We start from the raw sequence: 20,676 nt of genomic DNA on the forward strand, positions 1-20,676 counted from the left end.
ATGAATATATGTGTTACTGGTGGGGCCGGATTTATTGGGTCCCATTTAGTTGATAGATTAATTGAATTAGGGCACGATGTACTCGTTATAGATGATTTATCTACAGGTATGCGCTCCTTTGTACATGAAGATGCTCGATTTATTGAGATGGATGTACGAGATCCAAAATTACTATCTGTATTTGAAGAGTTTAAGCCGTCTATCGTATTTCATGAAGCGGCGCAAACAATGGTTCAATCCTCCATGGAGAACCCAAGTTATGACTGTGATGTAAATTTAATAGGACTTATTAATGTTCTCGATGCTTGTCGTAAAGTGAAAGTTGAACAATTTTTAATGCCTTCATCAGCTGCTGTATATGGTGACTTGGCAGTATTGCCATTGACTGAAGACTTGAGTGGTATGCCTTCGTCTTTTTACGGCTTGACAAAGCTTACTGCAGAAGGTTATTTGCGTATTTATCATGAAGCTTTTGGATTAAATACAGTATGCTTTAGATATGCTAATGTATATGGACCACGTCAAGGTGATGGCGGTGAAGGTGGCGTTATCAGTATTTTCAACCGCTTGATTGTCGAAGGGCAACCATTAACTGTATTTGGTGATGGTGAGCAAACTAGAGATTTCATTTATGTAGATGATGTGGTAGATGCTAATATTAAGGCTATGGAAAATGGTCAATGCACAGGTATTTATAATGTATCTACCAATATGGGAACATCTGTGAATGAGTTGATTACGCGATTCCGGGCTATTAGTGGGACAGATTTTATGGTTTATTATGAAAATGAACGTATAGGGGATATTAAACATTCGCGCTTAAGTAATGTGAAAGCTGAACGTGATTTTGGTTTTATTGCCACTACAACATTAGAAGCTGGTTTACAAAAGACATTGGAATATTTTAAAGCTCATCATAAGTAAGAAAAATAAGGTTTGGGGATATGAGTGATACGCAATTTTGGGTGACCGTAGGTATTTGGAATCTTATCGTATTTAGTCTGTATGGATATGATAAATTATGTGCCATTAATGGATATGATCGAATTTCAGAGTTTACATTATTATTTTTAGCGTTTGCCTTTGGGGGTGTTGGTGCTTTATTAGGCATGGTCCTATGGCGTCATAAGACATTAAAAATTAAATTTAAATTAGCCATTCCTTTTGCATTACTTTGGTCTGTATATGCGGTTGGATTCGGTTATGGCTTGTGGGTAAAATGATTGTATAAACTAATATTTTATTCATTCTTTTATGGTATAATAAAAGAATATTGTACATAAAATGTCAGTGAAGGAGATATTTGATGTTGCGATTACAATCAGGTTTTGAGTTAGATTATGCTAATATATATAATGAAAGTTGCATACAAGAACGTGATGTGAATAATTTTGAACGGGCTATACAAAATGTATGGCGTCATACAAATATTTTGCGTTCTACAGGCTTCGAAGAAGGTCATGTTTCTAAAGATGGTTTACCTGAACCTGTGTTGTTTTACCAACTTCCATATATTTCAGAAGATGGTATCAATACACCAGATATGTTAGAGCGGCTTTACGAATTACGTGACTACGCACGCCATAATATTGATACAGTTGTATCCGTAGGTATTGGGGGCTCCTATTTGGGGAGCAAAGTTATTTTTGATGTGCAGTGTGGAGCGTTTTGGAATAACTACAGTGCAGAGGAACGTGACGGCTATCCTAGGATGTACTTTGCAGGCTTTAATGTGGATGGTGATTACTTAGTAGGGCTAATTCGTACGTTAGAGTGTCAAGCTCAGAAAAAAGGTCCTGATTATAAGGTGATGCTCGTTATTAATTCTAAGTCTGGATCTACCATTGAACCAATGGCTAACTTCATGATTTTGGAGAAGGCTTTACAAGATCGTAATATTAACTACGAAGTGATAGCTGTTACAGATGTATCTGATGATGAACATCCTACAATTTTACGATCTATGGCGATAGAAAATAATTGGAAGACCTATAGCATTCCTTATGGTGTAGGTGGTCGTTTCTCTGTATTTACAGAAGTTGGTTTTGTAACAGCCGCTCTTGTAGGATTTGATATTGAAGGATTCTTAGCTGGTGCTGCATCTATGGATGCAGCATGTCAAGAAGAAGACATTTTTAAAAATCCAGGCCTTTTAAGTGCATTATTGAAATATATTGCATCTGAACGATATGGTCGTATTATAGAGGTGTTTATGCCTTATAGTGAAGCACTCCACTCATTATCTGATTGGTATGTGCAGCTCCTATCCGAATCTCTTGGAAAAATGAGTAATACTTGTCTACCATATGGCCGTACGCCAGTTGCTGCAGTAGGTACTATGGATATGCATGCTCAAGTTCAAGAGCATCAAGAGGGGCGCCTAAATAAGGTAGTTCAATTTATTAAGGTTAAGGATTGGAAACATAATCTCATTGTTCCAGATTCCTATAGTCAATATGAATGCTTACACTCTCTATCTGATGTAGGCATTTGTGATATTTTAAACATTGCTTTAGATGCTAATAGAGAAGCCTTGTCTAGTGACAATCGTTTTAACATGACTATAACTGTACCAACATTAAACGCATTCCATTTAGGAGAAATTATGTTTATGCATTGTTGGGCCGTTTATTTTGAGTCCATTTTTGCGGGCGTTGATGCTTTTGATCAACCAGGGGTAGAGGTTTATAAGCGTCTCATCGGACCCAAATTGGCTCGAGCAAAGGAAGTACATAATTCATGAGGGGGAACTATGAATATTTTAGTAACAGGTGGTGCTGGTTATATTGGGAGTCATACTGTACGTGCTTTACAACAAGCAGGATATACACCAATTATTGTAGATAATTTATCTCGTGGGCATGTAGAATCTATTCCTGAGGGGGTAAAGTTCTACAATATGGATATTGCTGATCCTAAACTAGTAGGTATTATGAAAGAACATAACATCCTAGGTGTAATGCATTTTGCTGCTCACTCACAAGTTGGTGAATCCATGCAAAATCCAGCTATTTATTATGAAAATAATGTAGTTGGTTCTTATCACCTTATTGAGTCTGCTCGTACCGCAGGTATAAAGCATTTTGTATTTTCTAGTACGGCTGCTGTGTATGGTGAGCCTAAGGTAGTTCCTATTTGTGAGGATGCTCAGCTACAACCAACAAATGTATATGGTCGCACTAAATTGATGATAGAAAAAATGTTATCTGATTATAGTTCGATTTATGGTTCTACATATGTTGCGTTGCGTTATTTCAATGCGGCCGGTGCGGATCCGTCTGGTATGATTGGAGAAGACCATCATCCTGAAACTCATTTGATTCCACTTGTGTTAGATGCGGCTCGCGGTAAAAGAGAGCATATAACTGTATTTGGGACTGATTATGATACAGCTGATGGCACATGTGTACGCGACTATATTCATGTCAATGATTTAGCAGCTGCTCACGTATTGGCTATGGACTACTTGCGTAAAGGCGGAGAATCTCAAGTATTTAATCTTGGTAGTGGTAATGGATTCTCTGTAAAGGAAATCATCGAGACTGCAAAAGAGGTTACGGGTATCGATATTCCTATTCAATATGGTGATCGCCGTGCTGGTGATCCAGGAACATTAATTGCTTCCTCTGAAAAAATCAAAAATTTACTTGGTTGGGATCCTAAATTTAGTAATGTTGCTGATGTTATCAAAGATGCATGGCATTGGCATACATCTCATCCAGATGGATTTAATAGTAAATAAAGAACAAATTGTTTTGATTTGTCAATATAATGAATGACTCTATTAGTCACCTTGGTGACTGGTAGAGTCATTTTTTTGTAGGATTTTAAAAGAGCCTCCTAGAATATGTCAGCAGGAGGTGGATTATGAACTTACAAGACTATATAGAACGTATGAAAATGTGGATTGATAAGCAGCATTTTATTATGCGCCACTATAAGTTTGCACTTGGTATTTTCTTTATCATTACGGTTGCCCTTTTAGGCATTGGTATTTTTTATCCACATGAGGAGGAAAATGTTCATATTAGTTTAGATCAATCTAATGGTAGAGATGCTAATCAAATTGAACGAGGCTCAGAAAAATTATCAAAAGAAACAACACATGATAATAGAAATGGGAAAGGAAAGAACTATTTTAAAGATGAAAGTGATATAAAAAATGTAAAGGATAGAGAGGTAAAAAGCGATGTTCATGGACGATTATTATATGATATTACCGGTGTTGAGCGAGCAAATCCTTGGCGAGAGGTTTTTAAAGATATTCCTATAGATGAATTACTTGGTCAGAATAAGATAACTAAAGATAGCAATGGCAATTTCGTTGATATAAATAATGATTTACATGAGTCAGATGATTCAATGAAGACTTTTGAGAAAAAGGTAGATGAAAGTCGTAGAAATGAAAAATATCAACAAATAAGAAATAATAAAAAGCATAGTGGTAATTATATTGAATTAAAAGCTAAAGATATTAGTGCTAGACGAGTTGAATCTAGTATACAACCTTCTATAAGTAATCCTACCAAACAACATCCCATAGAGCTTATAGGTATTATTGAGGGACAACAGAATATTGCTATTTTACGAAAAGGTACAGAGGAACAAATGGTTAGTATAGGAAGTGTGTGGAAAGAAATATCAGTATCTAAGATAACTGCAAGTGGTGTAGAAATTATTGAAGGAGGTTCATCACGGTGGCTAAGAATCGAGTAAGCTTTATAGGTCTAAAATGTATAGATAAGATTATAGTGACAGTTATATTGCAAATAAGCTTATGGATGGTCGTAATGCTTGTAACTCCCTTCATGGTATTTGCTAATGGTACTGATAGGATAACTACTAGTAGTTCTGAAAACATCGTAATTAGTGGTGAAGTAGCTAAAAATGAAAAAAATATTGAGAACAAACTCATAACGATTTCTGTACGCAATGCATCCTTAAAGGAAACCGTTTTAGGAATTTGTCGTAGTTACGGTATATCCGTAATTGGTGTAGAGTCGTTAAAAGGGACTGTTACGGCCACTGTAACGGGAGAATCCCCAGAAGGGATTATTAATGAACTAGGTAAGTTATATCATTTCTCCGTATTGAAGGAGCATAACACACTTCTTATTGATTCTGATGATGAAACACTTGAAAAAAGAGAACTATATGTTATATCACCTGAACATTTACCGGCTGAGTCTTTGAAAAATGTGGTAGGCACAGTGGTAAAAAACGATAAAATGGCAGTGCTTTCAGAACAAAATGAAGTAATTATGCATTTGACGAGCGGAGAAAAGCGACGCGTAGAAACCTTAGTACGTGCTATCGACAAGGAACCAAAACAAGTGCAATTGGAAGCTACCATCATTGCTATGGAACAATCCTATGCTAAGGAACAAGGTTTTAGATGGTCTTGGCTTAGCTTGACCGGTCATGGAGAAGATAAAACACATTCCTATGGTGCCGTTACCTTTGGCAAAACACCGACTGGGGAAGCCTATAAGTTCTTTGTAAAGCCAGAGCTAAGTCTTATGGAAAGCTCAGGTAAGGCCGTTCTAATTGCAAAACCATCTATCATGGCTCTCAATGGTGAGACTGCGCATATCTTGATAGGTGAAAGAATACCTGTTATAGAGGAGTCAGAAGTGAATGGCGAACGAAAGCGTTCTACTCGTTATGAAGAGGTGGGCATTAAGTTGAATTACACTCCTATCATTACCGCTGATGGTGGTGTAGATGCTAAAATACATGCAGAAGTGAGTACACCTATTATGGTATCTGAAATGAAAGCCTACAAAATAAGCACACGTCAAGCACATACAAGAGTACGATTACAACCAGGAGAAGTGCTAGTTATTGGTGGACTCATGGATAATCGAGATCAACATCAAATACAAAAAATACCTATTTTGGGAGATATTCCTTTGTTAGGAAAATTATTCCGTCATAGTCGAAAAACAAAAGATTCTATAGAAATGTTAATGTTAGTGAGGGCAACTGTGGTATAATGAAGAGTAAATGATTAGGAGGTTGTGAATGGAACGCATTCGAATGATAGACCTTGGAAAATCATTTGGAGTGCGCCAAGTATTTTCCAATGTGTCTTTTGAGATAAAAGAAGGGGATCGACTCGCATTGGTAGGCCCTAATGGGGCTGGGAAATCTACCTTGTTAAAGTGCATATTAGGGTATGAAGAACTCGATGAAGGTAATGTAGTCAAGTCGCCTGTTGCTAGTATTGGCTATTTACAACAAGATGTAAATCTTGGAGATGATAGCCTTGCTACGGAAATCGAAAAGGCTTGGGCTGATGTTCATGCATTGGAAAAACAATTAAAAGAGCTCACTAGTCGCTTGGAAACTGAAGAGGCTAGCGAATCGGATTTACAACGCTTAGATTATTTACAGAATCGTCTAGAATGGCTAGGTGGTTATGATTACGAGCAAAAGACAAAGCGCATAGTCTATGGTCTTGGTTTTACTGATGATGACTTAGATAAGCCTGCTAATGCTTTTTCAGGTGGTCAAAAAACGCGTATCAATTTAGCTAAAGCGTTAGTACGTAGTCCTGATTTTTTATTCTTAGACGAACCGACTAACCATTTAGATATGGATATGCTGGAGTGGTTAGAGGGGTACTTATCTGCCTATCAAGGTGGTATTCTCATTGTCAGCCATGATAGATATTTCCTAGATCGTATCGTTACAGGTGTTGTGGAGTTAGATAATCACAAGGCTACAACCTATCGTGGTAACTATAGTCGCTATATTCAACAACGTGATGAACGTTTAAAGGCTGATATGGTGGCCTATGAAAAACAGCAGGAGTATATTAAGAAAACAGAGGCTTATATAGATAAATACCGCGCTGGTATCAAGTCTAAAATGGCTCGTGGTCGTCAGTCTCAACTAAATCGATTAGAGCGGCTAGAGGCACCTGTTACTTCACATCATTTACAATTTTCTTTTCCTCCTGCTGCGATGAGTGCTGATAAGGTTTTAGTCTTAGATCACTTATCTGTCGGATATGGTGAAAGTCGCATTATTGATGATATCTCTCTTGTTGTTCGACGAGGTGAATCAGTAGCGCTTATTGGACCTAATGGCGCGGGTAAGTCTACACTGGTGAAAACCATTGTAGGAGAACTATTCCCTAAAGTTGGTCATGTGGATATTGGCAATCGCGTACAAGTCGGTTACTTCTCACAAGAACACGAAGAATTGCATGATTCTTGGCAGGTAGTGGAAGAGATCATGAATCACTTTAACTACAGCGAGGATAAGGCTCGTAATGTGCTGGGGGCTTTCCTGTTTAAAGGGGACGATGTATTTAAGCTAGTAGGTGAATTATCTGGTGGTGAGCGCGCTCGTTTAGCTTTGCTTAAATTATTTCTTCAAGGAGATAATTTCCTCATATTAGACGAACCGACAAACCATTTAGATATTCCTACACGAGAAATTGTAGAGGAAGCATTGCAACAATTTGAAGGGACTTGTTTTATTATTTCTCATGATAGATATTTCTTGGATCAAGTTTCTACAAAAACAGTAATTCTAGATGAAGGTAAAATTACAGAGTATCTCGGTAACTATTCATACTATAAGGAAAAGCTGAAAGAGCAAGAAGACTTATTAGCATTGGCTAATGAGAAAAACTCTGATAGCAGTAAGCGTGATAGTAAAGCTACTCCTATTAATGAGTCAATGCTTTCAGTATCAGAAACTACGGAGGAAAATCAGAAGAAGCCAAATGCTTATATGGTAGAAAAACAATTGGCTGAGGTAGAAGCTGAAATTGCTCGTTTAGAGGCGACGATGAAGATGTATGAAGTGCAATTAGCGAATCCTGTAGTTCAGCAAGATTTAGATGAAATGTCTAAAATTTCCACACAAATTGAAGAGACTCAAACTGAGTTGAATTTATTGTATGAGAAGTGGGAACGGCTATGTGAATAGCTTTTTAATTTATATATTATTAAGGAATTAAAATCATTTTCTTTTAATTGACAAAAGATTGAAATTTCCCATAATATAGGTATAGAATCAAAGTTTTATGTTTTAAAGGAAGGGTGTAATATGAATAAATCCATGTTAAAAAAAGCAGCCATTTTTGGCCTTGCCGGTGTAATGGCAGTTGCTGCTGGCTGTGGTGGAAATAAAGATGCAGGTAGTGCGAATAGTAATGAAGCTAAAATTGCATTGTTAACAACAACAACTGGTGGTGCGGCAGCATATGGTGAATCCATTAAAGCTGGTGCTGAATTGGCAGTAAGCGAAATCAATGCTGATGCAAATGCTGTAAAAATTAACTTATTAGTAGAAGATACTAAAGGTGATAAAAACGAAGCTATCAATGCGATGAACAAAGTAATTGCAAAAGATAAAGTGGTAGCAGTTATCGGTCCTATGTTATCTGGTGAAATGATGGCTGCGGGGCCTGTAGCAAACAAAAGTAAAGTAGTAGCGCTTGGTACATCTACAACGGCTGAAGGTATTACGGATATCGGCGATTACATTTTCCGTAATGCTGTACCTGAATCCTTGGCAGTAGATACTGCAATTAAAGAAGCACATAAAACTTTAGGCTTCAAAACTGCAGCTATCATGTACTCTAACAACAATGACCAAATGGTATCTGTAAATAATACTGCTCGTAAAGCATTGGAATCTGAAGGTGTACAAATCGTTGATACTGAAACATTTGCAGATAAAGATACTGACTTCTCTGCACAATTGACTAAAATTCAACAAGCAAAACCTGATGTAATTGTAGTTGCTTCTCTTTACCAAGAAGGGGCCCTTATCATGAAAAAAATGCGTGAAATGGGTATGAATCAACCTGTAGTTGGCTCCAACGGCTTCAACAGTCCACAATTCATTAAAATTGCTGGCGATGCGGCTAACGGCGTTATCGTTGGTACACCTTGGTTCCCTAATAAAGAAGACCAAAAGGTTAAAGACTTCCGTAAAGCCTATGTGGCAAAATACGGTAAAGAACCTGACCAATTCGCCGCTCAAGCATATGATGCAGTATATCTCTATGAAACAGCTTTGAAAAAAGCAGGGTCCACAACAGATCGCGAAAAATTCCGGGAAGCATTGAAAAATATTGCTGACTTCGTTGGTGTAACTGGCCAATTCAAATTCAACGAAAAACGCGATCCTTCCATGGAAGTTCAAGTATTACAAATTAAAAACGGTCAATTTGACGCATTAACAAAATAAGTTGAGGTAGTATAGTGTTTTTACAACAATTAGTTAACGGGTTAACCCTCGGTAGCTTATATGCTGTACTCGCTATTGGCTTAACACTTGTGTTCGGTGTTTTGAATATTATCAACATGGCTCACGGAGGCATCTTTATGATAGGTGCCTTCGTTGGTCTTTTTATGGTAACTGTTTTTAACGTTAACATTTTTGTAGCCCTTATCGTAGCTATGGCTGTAGGTGCTATCCTCGGTTATCTTTTAGAATTTGTGGCGCTTCGTCCACTTCGTAAGAAAAAGGTGTCTCACTTGGCACCACTTATTAGTACCATTGGTGTTTCTATTTTCCTTGAAAGTTTGGCATTATTGCTTTGGGGCCCTCAAACTAGATCATTCCCACCAGACTATATTGGTGGCCTAATTGACTTTGGAGCTTTCAAAATTTCCATGGTACAAATTATTGGTTTAGGCGTTTCTGTTGTGCTAATGCTGATTTTAAATGTAGTTATTAAGAAAACTAAGATTGGTAAGGCTATTCGCGCTGTATCCATGAGTACGGAAACAGCAGCTCTCTTGGGTATCAATCCAACAATGATTATATCTATTACTGTTATGATTGCATCTGCTTTAGGTGCAGCGGCAGGTGTATTGGTAGGGTTGTCCTTTAATGCTATTGAGCCTACTATGGGCGTTATTATCGGCTTTAAAGGTCTGGCAGTACTTATCTTAGGTGGTCTTGGTAATATTACAGGCGCCATGGTTGGCGGCTTTATTTTAGGTGTAGCAGAAATCTTCTCTGTTGCTTATGGTGCATCTACATTCCGTGATGCTGTGGCCTTTGGTCTCATCATCCTATTATTATTCTGGCGCCCACAAGGCTTGTTTGGATCTAAAGATAAAGGGGGGAGACCATAATGGATTTATTGAACCCGTATTATCTACAGATCGTGATGTTCTTTATCATCAATGCTATCATGGGTATCTCTATTTACTTTACACTTGCAAGTGGTCAGCTTTCTTTAGGGGCTGCTGGCTTTATGAGCGTTGGTGCATATGTAGGCGCTATCCTTTCTTTGAAAGCTGATTTGCCTATCGTTTTAGGCATTATCATTGGTGGTTTAGTTGCTAGTCTTGTAGCCGTTATTATCGGTTTACCAACAACACGTCTTCGCGGATTATATCTTGCCATTGCTACTCTTGGATTTGGCGAAGTTGTGCGTGTTATTTTCTTGAATTTGGATATTACAAATGGTGCATTAGGCCTTTCTGGTATTCCATCCATTCCTCAAGAATTGACAAATTATGCCTATGAATTTGATTTCGATGGTTTAATGGGCATTGATGCTGTTGCATGGGGCAATCTAATGGCTATCATTATTTTGTTAGCTATTTTAGTATTGATTATCGCCTTTTGTGTACGGATTAATAATAGCCGTGTGGGTCGTGCCTTTGCAGCGATTAAGGCTGATGATCATGCAGCAGAATTGATGGGTATTAACGTTGTATACTACAAGATGATGGCCTTTATCATTGGTGCTTTCATCGCTGGTATTGGCGGTGGTTTGTATGCGCATATTACAAACTTTATTAATCCTACAGATTTCAGCTACCATAAAGTAGTACAAATTTTGTTATTCCCTGTATTTGGTGGTTCCAATGTAGTATGGGGCTCCGTATTAGGTTCCTTTATTCTTACATTATTACCAGAAGTATTGCGTTTCTTATCCGACTATCGGGACATCATCTATGGTGCATTACTAGTCATTTTGATGGCCGTTCGTCCAGATGGTATTCTGACAGAATCTATGGTAGATAAAATTAGTCGCAAATTAGGCTTTAAAAAGGCTCCATATATTCCAGAGTCACAAGTATTAACAGAACGTTTTGAAGCATATAAACGCAAACAACAAGAAGAAAAACAAGGATAGGAGGGAACTGAATGCTATTAGAATTAAATGACGTAAGTAAAAGCTTTGGTGGCGTTGCAGCCCTCACAGGAGTATCTTTTGGCGTTAAACAAGGTGAAGTATTTGGTGTCATCGGTCCAAATGGTGCTGGTAAGACTACACTCTTCAACTTGATTACTGGTGTATTCCCTGCAAGTTCTGGTGAAATTGTATTTGATGGTATGTCTGTTGTAGGCATCAAGCCTCATAGAACTGTTGAAATGGGGATTGCTCGTACATTCCAAAATATTCGTCTCTTTGGCAATATGACAGCTCTTGAAACTGTTTTAACCGGTATGCATTGTCGTACTGGCTCTGGCTTCTTATCTAGTTTTTTGAAAACAAAACGTCAACGCATTGAAGAAGAGCGTTGTCGTGGTATTGCTTATGAGTTCTTAAAGCTTGTAGGTCTTGAAGCAGATGCAGAAGAGGTTGCCACATCATTACCGTATGGTAAGCAACGTCGTCTTGAAATCGCTCGTGCCTTAGCGACACACCCTCAGTTAATCTTGCTTGATGAACCGGCAGCAGGTATGAATGATAGTGAAACTGAAGTTCTGCGTCAATTGATTGGCAAGATTCGTGACCTAGGTATTACCGTTGTGGTTATCGAACATGCCATGGAATTGATGATGAATATCTGTGATCGTTTGGTAGTACTTAACTTTGGCAAGAAAATTGCTGAAGGTACACCTCAAGAAATTCAAAATAATGAAGCTGTAATTGAAGCATACTTAGGAAAAGAGGAGGTGTAATATGTTAAAACTAGAAAATATTGTGGCTGGTTATGGACATATTACAGCCTTAAAAGATATAAGTTTAGAAGTTCCACAAGGTTCCATTGTATCTCTTATTGGTGCTAATGGTGCTGGTAAGACTACGACGATGAAGACTATTATGGGACTTGTAAAACCCACATCTGGTCGAGTGATTTTTGAAGGTCAAGATATTACAGGTCGCCAAACCCATCAAGTTGTACAAAATGGTATCTCCTTAGTTCCTGAAGGACGTCAAATTCTACAAGATATGAGTGTTTATGAGAACCTTGAAATGGGTGCTTATACACGTAAAGATAAAGAAATCGAAACAGATATCAAAAAGGTATTTAAACGATTCCCTATTCTTGATGAACGAAGTTATCAATTGGGTGGTACTTTATCAGGTGGTCAACAGCAAATGCTAGCTATTGGTCGTGCACTTATGGCTCGTCCAAAATTGTTATTATTAGATGAACCATCTATGGGCCTTGCACCTTTAGTAGTAAATGAGATTTTTGAAACCATTAAAGAAATCAGCGCTGATGGAACAACAGTTCTTTTAGTAGAACAAAATGTGCGTCAAGCATTGAAGATTGCTGATTATGCGTATGTTTTGGAGACTGGTAAAATGGTATTATCTGGCTCTGCTGATGAAGTTCGCCATAATCCTCGCGTTATGGAAGCTTATTTAGGCGGTCGTGTTGAATAATTAATTATATAGAGCGATCATTAGTGTCAAAAACTTTGAATAAGGTGTATATACTAGATTTCTAGTATATACACCTTATTTTTTTATCACTAATTCTGATATAAATAGAAGAACTATGTGAGCTGATAATGAAGTGAGTTTAAATATATTTTATTATTTTTACAAATTTCAATGATAAAACTAGTGAATTAGGAATGAAAACAGCAAATAATAATTAATGAACATATATTGAAAATACTGTATTTTTAAGGAATCGTTGTTGAAGGTTTTATGAAGTTCGCTTGGAACATACTAGATTTGTAGAAGTATATTTAAAAAAATGATAAAATAGCATGACTGATTTTTTAGATATAAGATACATCAATAATTAAGTGATGAATTAAATAAGTTGAATAGAAAAAGAGGTAAGTATGAAGAAGAAACAGTATATGATGATGGCTGCATTCTTATGTACTACAACAATGGCTATGGCTGCGCCAGTTAATATAAATACTAATCAGCCTTATAATGCTAAGAATGTACAAATGGACGGTCATGCACCATTGGAAACTAGCGCATCTGTAATTAGCTCTGATAAAGAATATCGTCTGCGCCAAGGAGATGAACTAAATATTCAAGTGGTTCAGCAGGCAGAGCTTGGTACGCGTAATGGTAACGACATTGTGTATACCGTCAGACCAGATGGATATGTATCGTTCCCTATGGTTGGTGCCGTAAAAGCAGATGGCTTAACTGTAGATGAATTTACAGCTGAGTTACAGCAAGGTTTGTCTCGTTATATCATTAATCCTGATATCACAGTAAATGTATCGAAATTGGGCGGTGTTCGCGTATATGTATTTGGTGAAATTAATAAGCCTGGCGCCTATACGTTGACTAAATCTAGTACAGTTATTGATGCGATTGGGGCTGCAGGTAGTTTTAACTGGGATACAGCAAAGAAGAAAATTTACTTGATTCATCAAGATAATCCAGAGAAACCGATTCCTATCAATTTAAATCGTATTTTACAAACTGGAGATATGTCTGAAAACTACATCATGCGTGAAGGTGATATTCTTTACTTAACTAAGAATAGTCGTATCAACTTTGCTCGTGATATTGCTCCAATCTTAACAGGGGCTTATATGGTATCACGAATAGGTAAGGATTAAAGATAAGGCGATATCTATCATATAAGGGGGCGTTTTTTTGCGTTCATATTTATTACCATCCATATTGTTTATTACCGATATTGTGACGATTGTAATCGTTGCTTTTATCAGTCTTTTTATTCGATTTGATGGACACATAGAACCTCAATATATTAATCAAATGGTGGATGCACTTCCGTTATTACTTATTTCGTATATGTTGATGTTCTTGATAATGCATTTATATACACGTATTTGGCGCTATGCAGGGATGCGAGAGGTATTAGCAGTATTTGTAGCGACTACAATTGGTACGGCTTTATTCTATTCCTCTATGTTTGTATTTGGTAAGTCATTACCACGTTCCATCTATTTTATTACATGGTTCCTCACTACAGGTGCTGTTGGTATGGGACGTATGTTGCTTCATTATGTGGCACTTCACTATAGCAGTGGGGACGATGGTGAAAGTGGCCAAGTGAATACATTGATCATAGGAGCCGGTGATGCAGGTGCAACTATAGCTCGTGAAATTGAACGATATCATAAGCGTTCTCGTCGAGTGATTGGTTTTGTTGATGATGATATGTTTAAACATAATCGTCTTATGAATGGTTTTAGAATTCTTGGGAGCCGTGAAGATATTCCTGCATTAGTTGCTAAGTATAAGGTAGAAGAAATCATTATTGCCATGCCTTCCGTGAAGCGAGATATTATTCAGGAAATCATGGAAATTTGTGCTCCTTTAAAGTGTAAAATCAATATTTTACCGGGGATGTACCAATTACTTGATGATGAAGTTCTTGTATCTCATTTACATCCTGTTTCAATCGAAGACTTATTGGAGCGCGATGAGATTCAGCTCGATACGTCCAAGGTTGAAACATATCTTAAGGATAAAGTAGTTTTAGTTACTGGTGCGGGAGGCTCTATTGGTTCTGAAATTTGTCGTCAAGTTTTATGTGTAAAGCCTAAAAAGCTATTGCTCCTAGGCCATGGTGAAAATAGTATTTATCTTATTCATCAAGAATTGCGCAATATTGTGCCCCAAGCTACATTGGTTCCAATTATTGCAGATATTCGCGATAAGAATCAATTAGAACAAATTTTCAAAAACTATAATCCTGATGTAGTATTTCATGCGGCAGCTCACAAACATGTGCCGCTTATGGAAATACAGCCAATTGCTGCGGTATTAAATAATATTTATGGTACTCGTAATGTTGCGGATGTAGCCGGAGCTCATGGGGTAGATCGATTTGTTATGATTTCCACGGATAAAGCGGTGAATCCAACCAGCGTTATGGGCGCTACAAAACGAGTTGCTGAAAAAGTTGTACTTGGTATGAATCACACATATGATACTAAGTTTATAACAGTTCGTTTTGGTAATGTACTTGGTAGCCGTGGTTCGGTTATTCCTTTATTTCGTAAACAAATTGAAGCAGGTGGCCCTGTAACCGTTACAGATCCAGAAATGACACGTTATTTCATGACTATTCCTGAAGCCAGTCAATTAGTACTTCAAGCTGGTGCCATGGGGAATGGAGGCGAAGTGTTTCTTTTAGACATGGGTGAACCGGTTAAAATTGTCGATTTGGCTAAGAATATGATTCGTCTTTCTGGCTTTGAGCCTAATAAGGATATTCGTATTGAATTTACTGGATTACGTCCAGGTGAAAAGTTATACGAAGAATTATTGACTGCCGAAGAAGGTACGAATACTACTACGCATAAGAAAATTTTTGAAGCAGCTCTAGAAGATGTTAATCAAGAATGGCTAAGTCGTGAAATAGAGCGTTTTGATACATGTAAAACTGATATAGATGTAATTAATGTGTTGCAGGATATCATTCCTACATACGCCCCAAATCATAATGTATAAGTCGTGGACGATACATTTATTACCCGATATATGTATAAGACCATTTTAATTTTGATACATTGTGCTTTTATCGAGAGGGTTAGGTACAGTTAATATTTTAAGTGGGAGAGACCCTGTTGTTTGTATACTTTTACAGAAAGGGGTATATGGGTGGAACAAATTATTGATTTAAAAGAGGTGGGCAGAGTCCTCATTAAAAAGCGCCGTAAAATTATTAATATTACGATAGCATGTATGGTTTTAGGTGGTGCGTATGCCTTTCTTGCACCATCTACATATCAATCTACATCGATGTTGCGTATAAAACAAGCTCAAGGTTTGAGCAATTCTGTATTATCTAGTGCTAATGGCTATTCTGATTCTATGTCTCGTCAATTGATGAACACAGATGCAGAAATTTTAAAAAGTCGTAATGTAGTAGAGCCAGTAATTACTGCTATAGAAGATCCTGAAGGTACTGGTAATGCGCCAACATATGAAGATTTTGTTAAAACTCGCATTGAAACTAAACCCTATAAAGAAACCGAGTTATTGCAAGTAAGTGTAACAGGTAAGTCTCCTGAGCAAGCACAAGAAGCTAATCAATTACTTATTGATACTTTTTTGAAACGCCTTGCTGAAATCTCTCATGTTGAACAACGAACTACTCGTGAATTCTTACAGAAACGCGTTGTTACTGCAAAAACTGAATTAGAGCAAGCAGAAAAGAAATTACAACAATTTCAAATAGATAATAAGGTGTACTCCACAGCAGATCAAATGAAAGGCTTAACCGATAAGATTACTCTTATCGATCGTGAGAAAGCTCAAAATCAACTTGATTTAGAAACGGCACAAGCTGCACTTGGTAGTATCAATGAGCAATTAGGTTCTGCTGGTAAAAGCATCGCCGATAGTGCTACGGTTCAAGCTTATAAAGGGCAGTTAGCAGATCTAGAATCTCGTAAAGCTTCTTACGTTGGTAAATATACTGATGAACATCCAGCGATGAAAGAGATTAACCAACAAATTGAAGAGGCTAAAAGCGGTTTAAATGCTGAAATTAATGCCATTGCATCTCAACAAGCACCATCCAGCAATTCTGCACAACAAGGCTTGTTAGCGGATAAATTTAAAAATGAAGCTGCTCTAGCAGTAGCTCAAGGTAAACAATCTACATTAGCTGAGTTAGATAAAGTAAACGAAGAAGCTATGAAGGGGTTACCTGAAAAAGAACGCGGTTATATCCAAGCAAAACGTGATGTAGATGTGGCACAAGATATCTATCAAATGTTATCCACTCGCTTAGAAGAAGCGAAGGTTGCAGAGGTTATGGTACCGAATGAAGTTCAAATCGTTGATCCTCCTACATTGCCAGAAAAGGCGATTGCTCCGCGTAAGGTTCTTATTCTATTAGGCTCTGCCATTTTAGGCCTCATCTTTGGTTGCCTCTATACATTGGGCCAATTCTTCGGTAATCGCAAAGTTCAATCTGTACAAGAGATTAATGATATTCTTGGCATTCAAAATTTGGGCGTGATTCCAAATCATAAAGAAAAAGAATATGAAGAGCCTAGTAATCGTATCGTAGCATTGTTGCGCAAAGTGAGAGGTTAATATGATTAGACTAATTTCTAATGAACGTGGTGATACACCACTTGTGGAAGCATATCGTACATTGCGTAGCAATCTTCAATATGTATGTAACCAACATAAATGTAAACTTATTTGCATTACTGCAGCTACTAGTGGTGAAGGAACTTCTGAAGTGGCAGCTAATACAGCGTTAGCTTTATCTAAAAATAATAATAAAATTCTTCTGTTAGATGGTAATCTACGCAATCCAGCACAACATATAGCCTTTAATCTACAAAATAAAGGTCTTACAAATGCGGTGATGATGGATGAAGATTTGACGATTCATCGTAATGTAGTGCCTCATTTGGATGTGCTTACGGCTGGTGAAGTTGTTGAATATCCATCTGATATTGTAGATTCTAGCAAATTACCTACGATTTTTGAGTATGTACGTGATGAATATGATGTGGTTATCATCGATACACCACCCGTATTGTCTGTTACAGATGCCGTTGTATTGGCCGAAAAATCAGATGGTGTTGTGTTAGTTGTTAAAAATGAAGTAGCTAGTCCAAAAGATTTGATTGAAGCTAAGAAACGCCTTTCACAAGTAGGTATTCCTCTTTTAGGATCTATCGTGATTGACGCGTAATATAACTGTTTTGATCAACATTCTATGTGATAAATCAAGCGTATCAATGTGGTACAGAAAGTATTGAGGTGATGTATATGAGAATTAATTTTTCTCCTCCAGATATTACAGAGTTAGAAATCAATGAAGTTGTTGAAGCCTTAAAAAGTGGGTGGATTACGACAGGTCCTCGTACTAAAGAATTAGAAAAAAAGATAGCTCACCAATTAGGTACACCAAAATCCGTTTGTTTAAACTCTGCTACTGCAGCACTTGAAATGTCCCTTCGTGTATTGGGAATTGGACCTGGAGACGAAGTAATAACTAGTGCTTACTCATATACAGCTAGTGCAAGTCCTGTAGTTCATGTAGGCGCTACATTAGTGCTTGTTGATACACAAAAAGACTCCTATGAAATGGATTACGATGCAGTCGCTCGCGCTATCACACCAAAAACAAAGGCTATCATCCCTGTAGATATTGCGGGTGTGCCTTGTGATTATGAACGTTTGCGATCCATTGTAGAGGAAAAGAAATCTCTCTTTATACCATCTAATGATATTCAATCAGCATTAGGTCATATTCCTATCGTAGCGGACTGTGCGCATTCTTTTGGTGCTTCTTATAAAGGGGTGCCAACAGGTAATATAGCCGATTTTAGCAGCTTTTCCTTTCATGCAGTAAAAAACTTTACTACTGCTGAAGGTGGTTGTGCTACATGGCGCCACATAGATGGTTATGACGATGAAGCTATCTACAAGCAATTCCAATTGTTATCCTTACATGGTCAGGATAAAGATGCGCTTGCTAAAACAAAAGCTGGTGCGTGGGAATATGATATCAAGGGCACATATTATAAATGTAATATGACGGATATTATGGCGGCTATTGGGCTAGCTCAATTTGAAAGATACCCAAAACTTTTGGCACGTCGTAAAGAACTTATCGAAGCTTATGATACAGCATTTAAGGATTTACCTGTTACATTGTTGAACCATTATACAGATGAGCATGAGAGTAGTGGTCACTTGTATTTAGTCCGTTTAGATGGCCGTGATGCGGAATATCGAAATAAGGTTATAGAAGCTATGGCTGAGGCTGGTATTGCAACGAATGTTCACTATAAGCCAATTCCAATGCATACGGCTTACAAAAACTTAGGCTTTACAATCGATGACTATTCAAATGCTTATGACCAATTTAAGAATGAAATTACATTGCCACTTCATACGCTCCTTATAGATGAAGAAGTGCAATATATCATTGAGCAGTTTAAAAGGATTATTACCGAATGCTAGTAAAGAACTTTTATGATCTACCACAAGAGCTACAGTGTGAAGCGGTTCGTCCTTATTTTGAAATATTAAATCAAAGACGTACAAGCCTTCTTTGTAAAAGCATTTTTGACCGCGTAATGGCAGCGGGACTGCTTATTACATTAAGTCCTGTATTTTTGATACTAGCCATCATGATTAAACGAGATAGTGCGGGAGAGGTTTTTTTCCGTCAAACTCGAGTGACACAGTACGGTCGTACCTTTGGCATCTACAAGTTCCGTACTATGGTAAAAAATGCAGAATCTTTAGGTGCACAAGTGACGTCGCAAAATGATATGCGTGTCACTAGGGTCGGAAATATGCTTCGCAGCTGTCGTCTCGATGAATTGCCTCAGCTTATCAATATCCTTTTAGGTGATATGAGTTTTGTTGGTACAAGACCTGAGGTTCCACGTTACGTGTCTGCTTATACAGATGAAATGAAAGCTACCTTATTATTACCAGCTGGGGTTACCAGTATTGCCAGTATTACTTATAAGGATGAAGATCAACTTTTACAAAATGCTCAAAATATTGATGAAGTCTATATAAATGAGGTTTTACCGGGCAAGATGGCTTGGAATTTAAAGAGTATTAAGGAGTTTTCTTTTTTACAAGATATAAAAACGATGATTGATACAGTATTAGCTGTATTACGTTGAAAGAGGTCCCTATGAGTACATCTATGACAAAGGAAATACAAGAAAAAGAGCTGAATATGTTGCTGTACTTTAAAGAGTTCTGCAATAAACATAATTTGCGCTTTTATCTTTGCGGCGGTGGTCTCATTGGGGCTATACGGCATAATGGATTTATCCCTTGGGATGATGATTTAGATCTATTTATGCCTCGTCCAGATTATGAAAAGTTAGCTAAATTATGGCCAAAATATGCTGACACTGAACGATTTACGTATTGTCGTACTAATCGAGATCACATCTATCATGATGCAGGTGCATCTATAAGAGATAATAATACGACCTTTATTAATCGTCATAGTATGCATGAAGATGTTTGTCATGGTTTAGCACTTGAAATTATGCCTATTGATGGCTGTGCACCTGGTAAAATTAGTCGTTTATTGCAATTGATGTGGGCCATGACGTTTGCACTCTTTAATGCGCAGCGTTTACCAGATAATAAAGGGCCTACATATCGCACTTTAGCTGGCTATATTTATAAAATCTTTTCCAGTCAGTCTATACGCTATCATATTTGGCGATTTGCAGAAAAGAGAATGACTCAATACGACTTTGATACCAGTGATGAATGTACGGAGTTAATTGGCAGTTTAAAAGGTATGAAGCTACGTCATCCTAGAGAGGACTTTGCTTCTGTTGTATATAAAGACTTTGAAGGTCATCAAATACCTGTTATGAAAGGGTATGAGAGATATTTGCGTCTTATTTGGGGCGACTATATGCAATTACCACCTATAGAACAACGTGTGGCAAAACATGATGCAGTATTTGCTGATCTACATACACCTTACAAGGAGTATAAAGGCATATATTATGTCAAAAAAGAAGCTCAACCATAAGGAGGGC

The 20,676-nt window shown here is 37.4% G+C and carries 19 protein-coding genes; all 19 read left to right on the forward strand.

The features are described from left to right. The 19 genes from HMPREF0874_RS00285 (at position 1) to HMPREF0874_RS00375 (ending at position 20,669) form a co-directional block, all read left to right on the forward strand. Complete coding sequence (locus tag HMPREF0874_RS00285; protein WP_008600611.1) at positions 1-924, forward strand: NAD-dependent epimerase/dehydratase family protein; 924 nt, start codon at positions 1-3, stop codon at positions 922-924. 20 nt (positions 925-944) lie between these two features. Further along, complete coding sequence (locus tag HMPREF0874_RS00290) at positions 945-1,223, forward strand: DUF1294 domain-containing protein (protein WP_008600612.1); 279 nt, start codon at positions 945-947, stop codon at positions 1,221-1,223. A gap of 83 nt (positions 1,224-1,306) precedes the next feature. Then, positions 1,307-2,743: a glucose-6-phosphate isomerase gene (locus HMPREF0874_RS00295; RefSeq protein ID WP_039964879.1), complete on the forward strand. Its 1,437-nt coding sequence runs from the start codon at positions 1,307-1,309 to the stop codon at positions 2,741-2,743. Positions 2,744-2,752: 9 nt separating this feature from the next. Then, entirely contained in the window at positions 2,753-3,742 is a 990-nt protein-coding gene (galE, locus tag HMPREF0874_RS00300; protein WP_008600614.1) for a UDP-glucose 4-epimerase GalE, read from the forward strand. 125 nt (positions 3,743-3,867) lie between these two features. Then, positions 3,868-4,716, forward strand: a complete 849-nt coding sequence (locus tag HMPREF0874_RS00305) for a hypothetical protein (protein WP_008600615.1) — start codon at positions 3,868-3,870, stop codon at positions 4,714-4,716. After that, a complete protein-coding gene (locus tag HMPREF0874_RS00310; RefSeq protein WP_008600616.1) occupies positions 4,698-5,996 on the forward strand; it encodes a type II secretion system protein GspD in 1,299 nt (432 codons plus the stop codon). Before HMPREF0874_RS00305 ends, HMPREF0874_RS00310 begins: the two co-directional genes overlap by 19 nt. 28 nt (positions 5,997-6,024) lie before the next feature. Next, positions 6,025-7,944 carry an ABC-F family ATP-binding cassette domain-containing protein gene (locus HMPREF0874_RS00315; protein WP_008600617.1) on the forward strand — a complete coding sequence of 640 codons (1,920 nt, stop codon included), beginning with the start codon at positions 6,025-6,027 and terminating at the stop codon, positions 7,942-7,944. A gap of 120 nt (positions 7,945-8,064) precedes the next feature. After that, positions 8,065-9,213, forward strand: coding sequence for an ABC transporter substrate-binding protein (locus tag HMPREF0874_RS00320; RefSeq protein ID WP_008600618.1), 1,149 nt, complete (start codon positions 8,065-8,067; stop codon positions 9,211-9,213). Between the two features lie 14 nt (positions 9,214-9,227). Then, complete coding sequence (locus HMPREF0874_RS00325; protein WP_008600619.1) at positions 9,228-10,109, forward strand: branched-chain amino acid ABC transporter permease; 882 nt, start codon at positions 9,228-9,230, stop codon at positions 10,107-10,109. After that, complete coding sequence (locus HMPREF0874_RS00330; RefSeq protein WP_008600620.1) at positions 10,109-11,122, forward strand: branched-chain amino acid ABC transporter permease; 1,014 nt, start codon at positions 10,109-10,111, stop codon at positions 11,120-11,122. The genes HMPREF0874_RS00325 and HMPREF0874_RS00330 overlap by 1 nt, the downstream gene beginning before the upstream one ends. 11 nt (positions 11,123-11,133) lie before the next feature. Then, the gene (locus HMPREF0874_RS00335) at positions 11,134-11,895 is read left to right on the forward strand and encodes an ABC transporter ATP-binding protein (protein WP_008600621.1); all 762 of its coding nucleotides are present in this window, start codon (positions 11,134-11,136) and stop codon (positions 11,893-11,895) included. A 1-nt stretch (position 11,896) separates the two neighbouring features. Beyond that, entirely contained in the window at positions 11,897-12,607 is a 711-nt protein-coding gene (locus HMPREF0874_RS00340) for an ABC transporter ATP-binding protein (RefSeq protein WP_008600622.1), read from the forward strand. Between the two features lie 410 nt (positions 12,608-13,017). Beyond that, positions 13,018-13,761 carry a polysaccharide biosynthesis/export family protein gene (locus HMPREF0874_RS00345; RefSeq protein WP_008600623.1) on the forward strand — a complete coding sequence of 248 codons (744 nt, stop codon included), beginning with the start codon at positions 13,018-13,020 and terminating at the stop codon, positions 13,759-13,761. 37 nt (positions 13,762-13,798) lie between these two features. Next, positions 13,799-15,625 (forward strand): nucleoside-diphosphate sugar epimerase/dehydratase, encoded by a 1,827-nt coding sequence (locus tag HMPREF0874_RS00350; protein WP_008600624.1) that lies wholly within the window; start codon positions 13,799-13,801, stop codon positions 15,623-15,625. Between the two features lie 150 nt (positions 15,626-15,775). Further along, a complete protein-coding gene (locus tag HMPREF0874_RS00355; RefSeq protein ID WP_008600625.1) occupies positions 15,776-17,221 on the forward strand; it encodes a GumC family protein in 1,446 nt (481 codons plus the stop codon). Between the two features lies 1 nt (position 17,222). Further along, on the forward strand, positions 17,223-17,834 hold the full coding sequence (locus HMPREF0874_RS00360) for a CpsD/CapB family tyrosine-protein kinase (protein ID WP_008600626.1): 612 nt from the start codon (positions 17,223-17,225) through the stop codon (positions 17,832-17,834). Positions 17,835-17,911: 77 nt separating this feature from the next. Beyond that, positions 17,912-19,111 (forward strand): DegT/DnrJ/EryC1/StrS aminotransferase family protein, encoded by a 1,200-nt coding sequence (locus HMPREF0874_RS00365; RefSeq protein ID WP_039964883.1) that lies wholly within the window; start codon positions 17,912-17,914, stop codon positions 19,109-19,111. Then, positions 19,105-19,791 carry a sugar transferase gene (locus tag HMPREF0874_RS00370; protein ID WP_008600628.1) on the forward strand — a complete coding sequence of 229 codons (687 nt, stop codon included), beginning with the start codon at positions 19,105-19,107 and terminating at the stop codon, positions 19,789-19,791. Before HMPREF0874_RS00365 ends, HMPREF0874_RS00370 begins: the two co-directional genes overlap by 7 nt. 11 nt (positions 19,792-19,802) lie before the next feature. Next, positions 19,803-20,669: a phosphorylcholine transferase LicD gene (locus HMPREF0874_RS00375; RefSeq protein ID WP_008600629.1), complete on the forward strand. Its 867-nt coding sequence runs from the start codon at positions 19,803-19,805 to the stop codon at positions 20,667-20,669. The last annotated feature ends 7 nt before the right edge of the window (positions 20,670-20,676 follow it).

This window comes from Veillonella sp. 6_1_27 (assembly GCF_000163735.1).
Lineage (GTDB): Bacteria > Bacillota > Negativicutes > Veillonellales > Veillonellaceae > Veillonella > Veillonella parvula_A.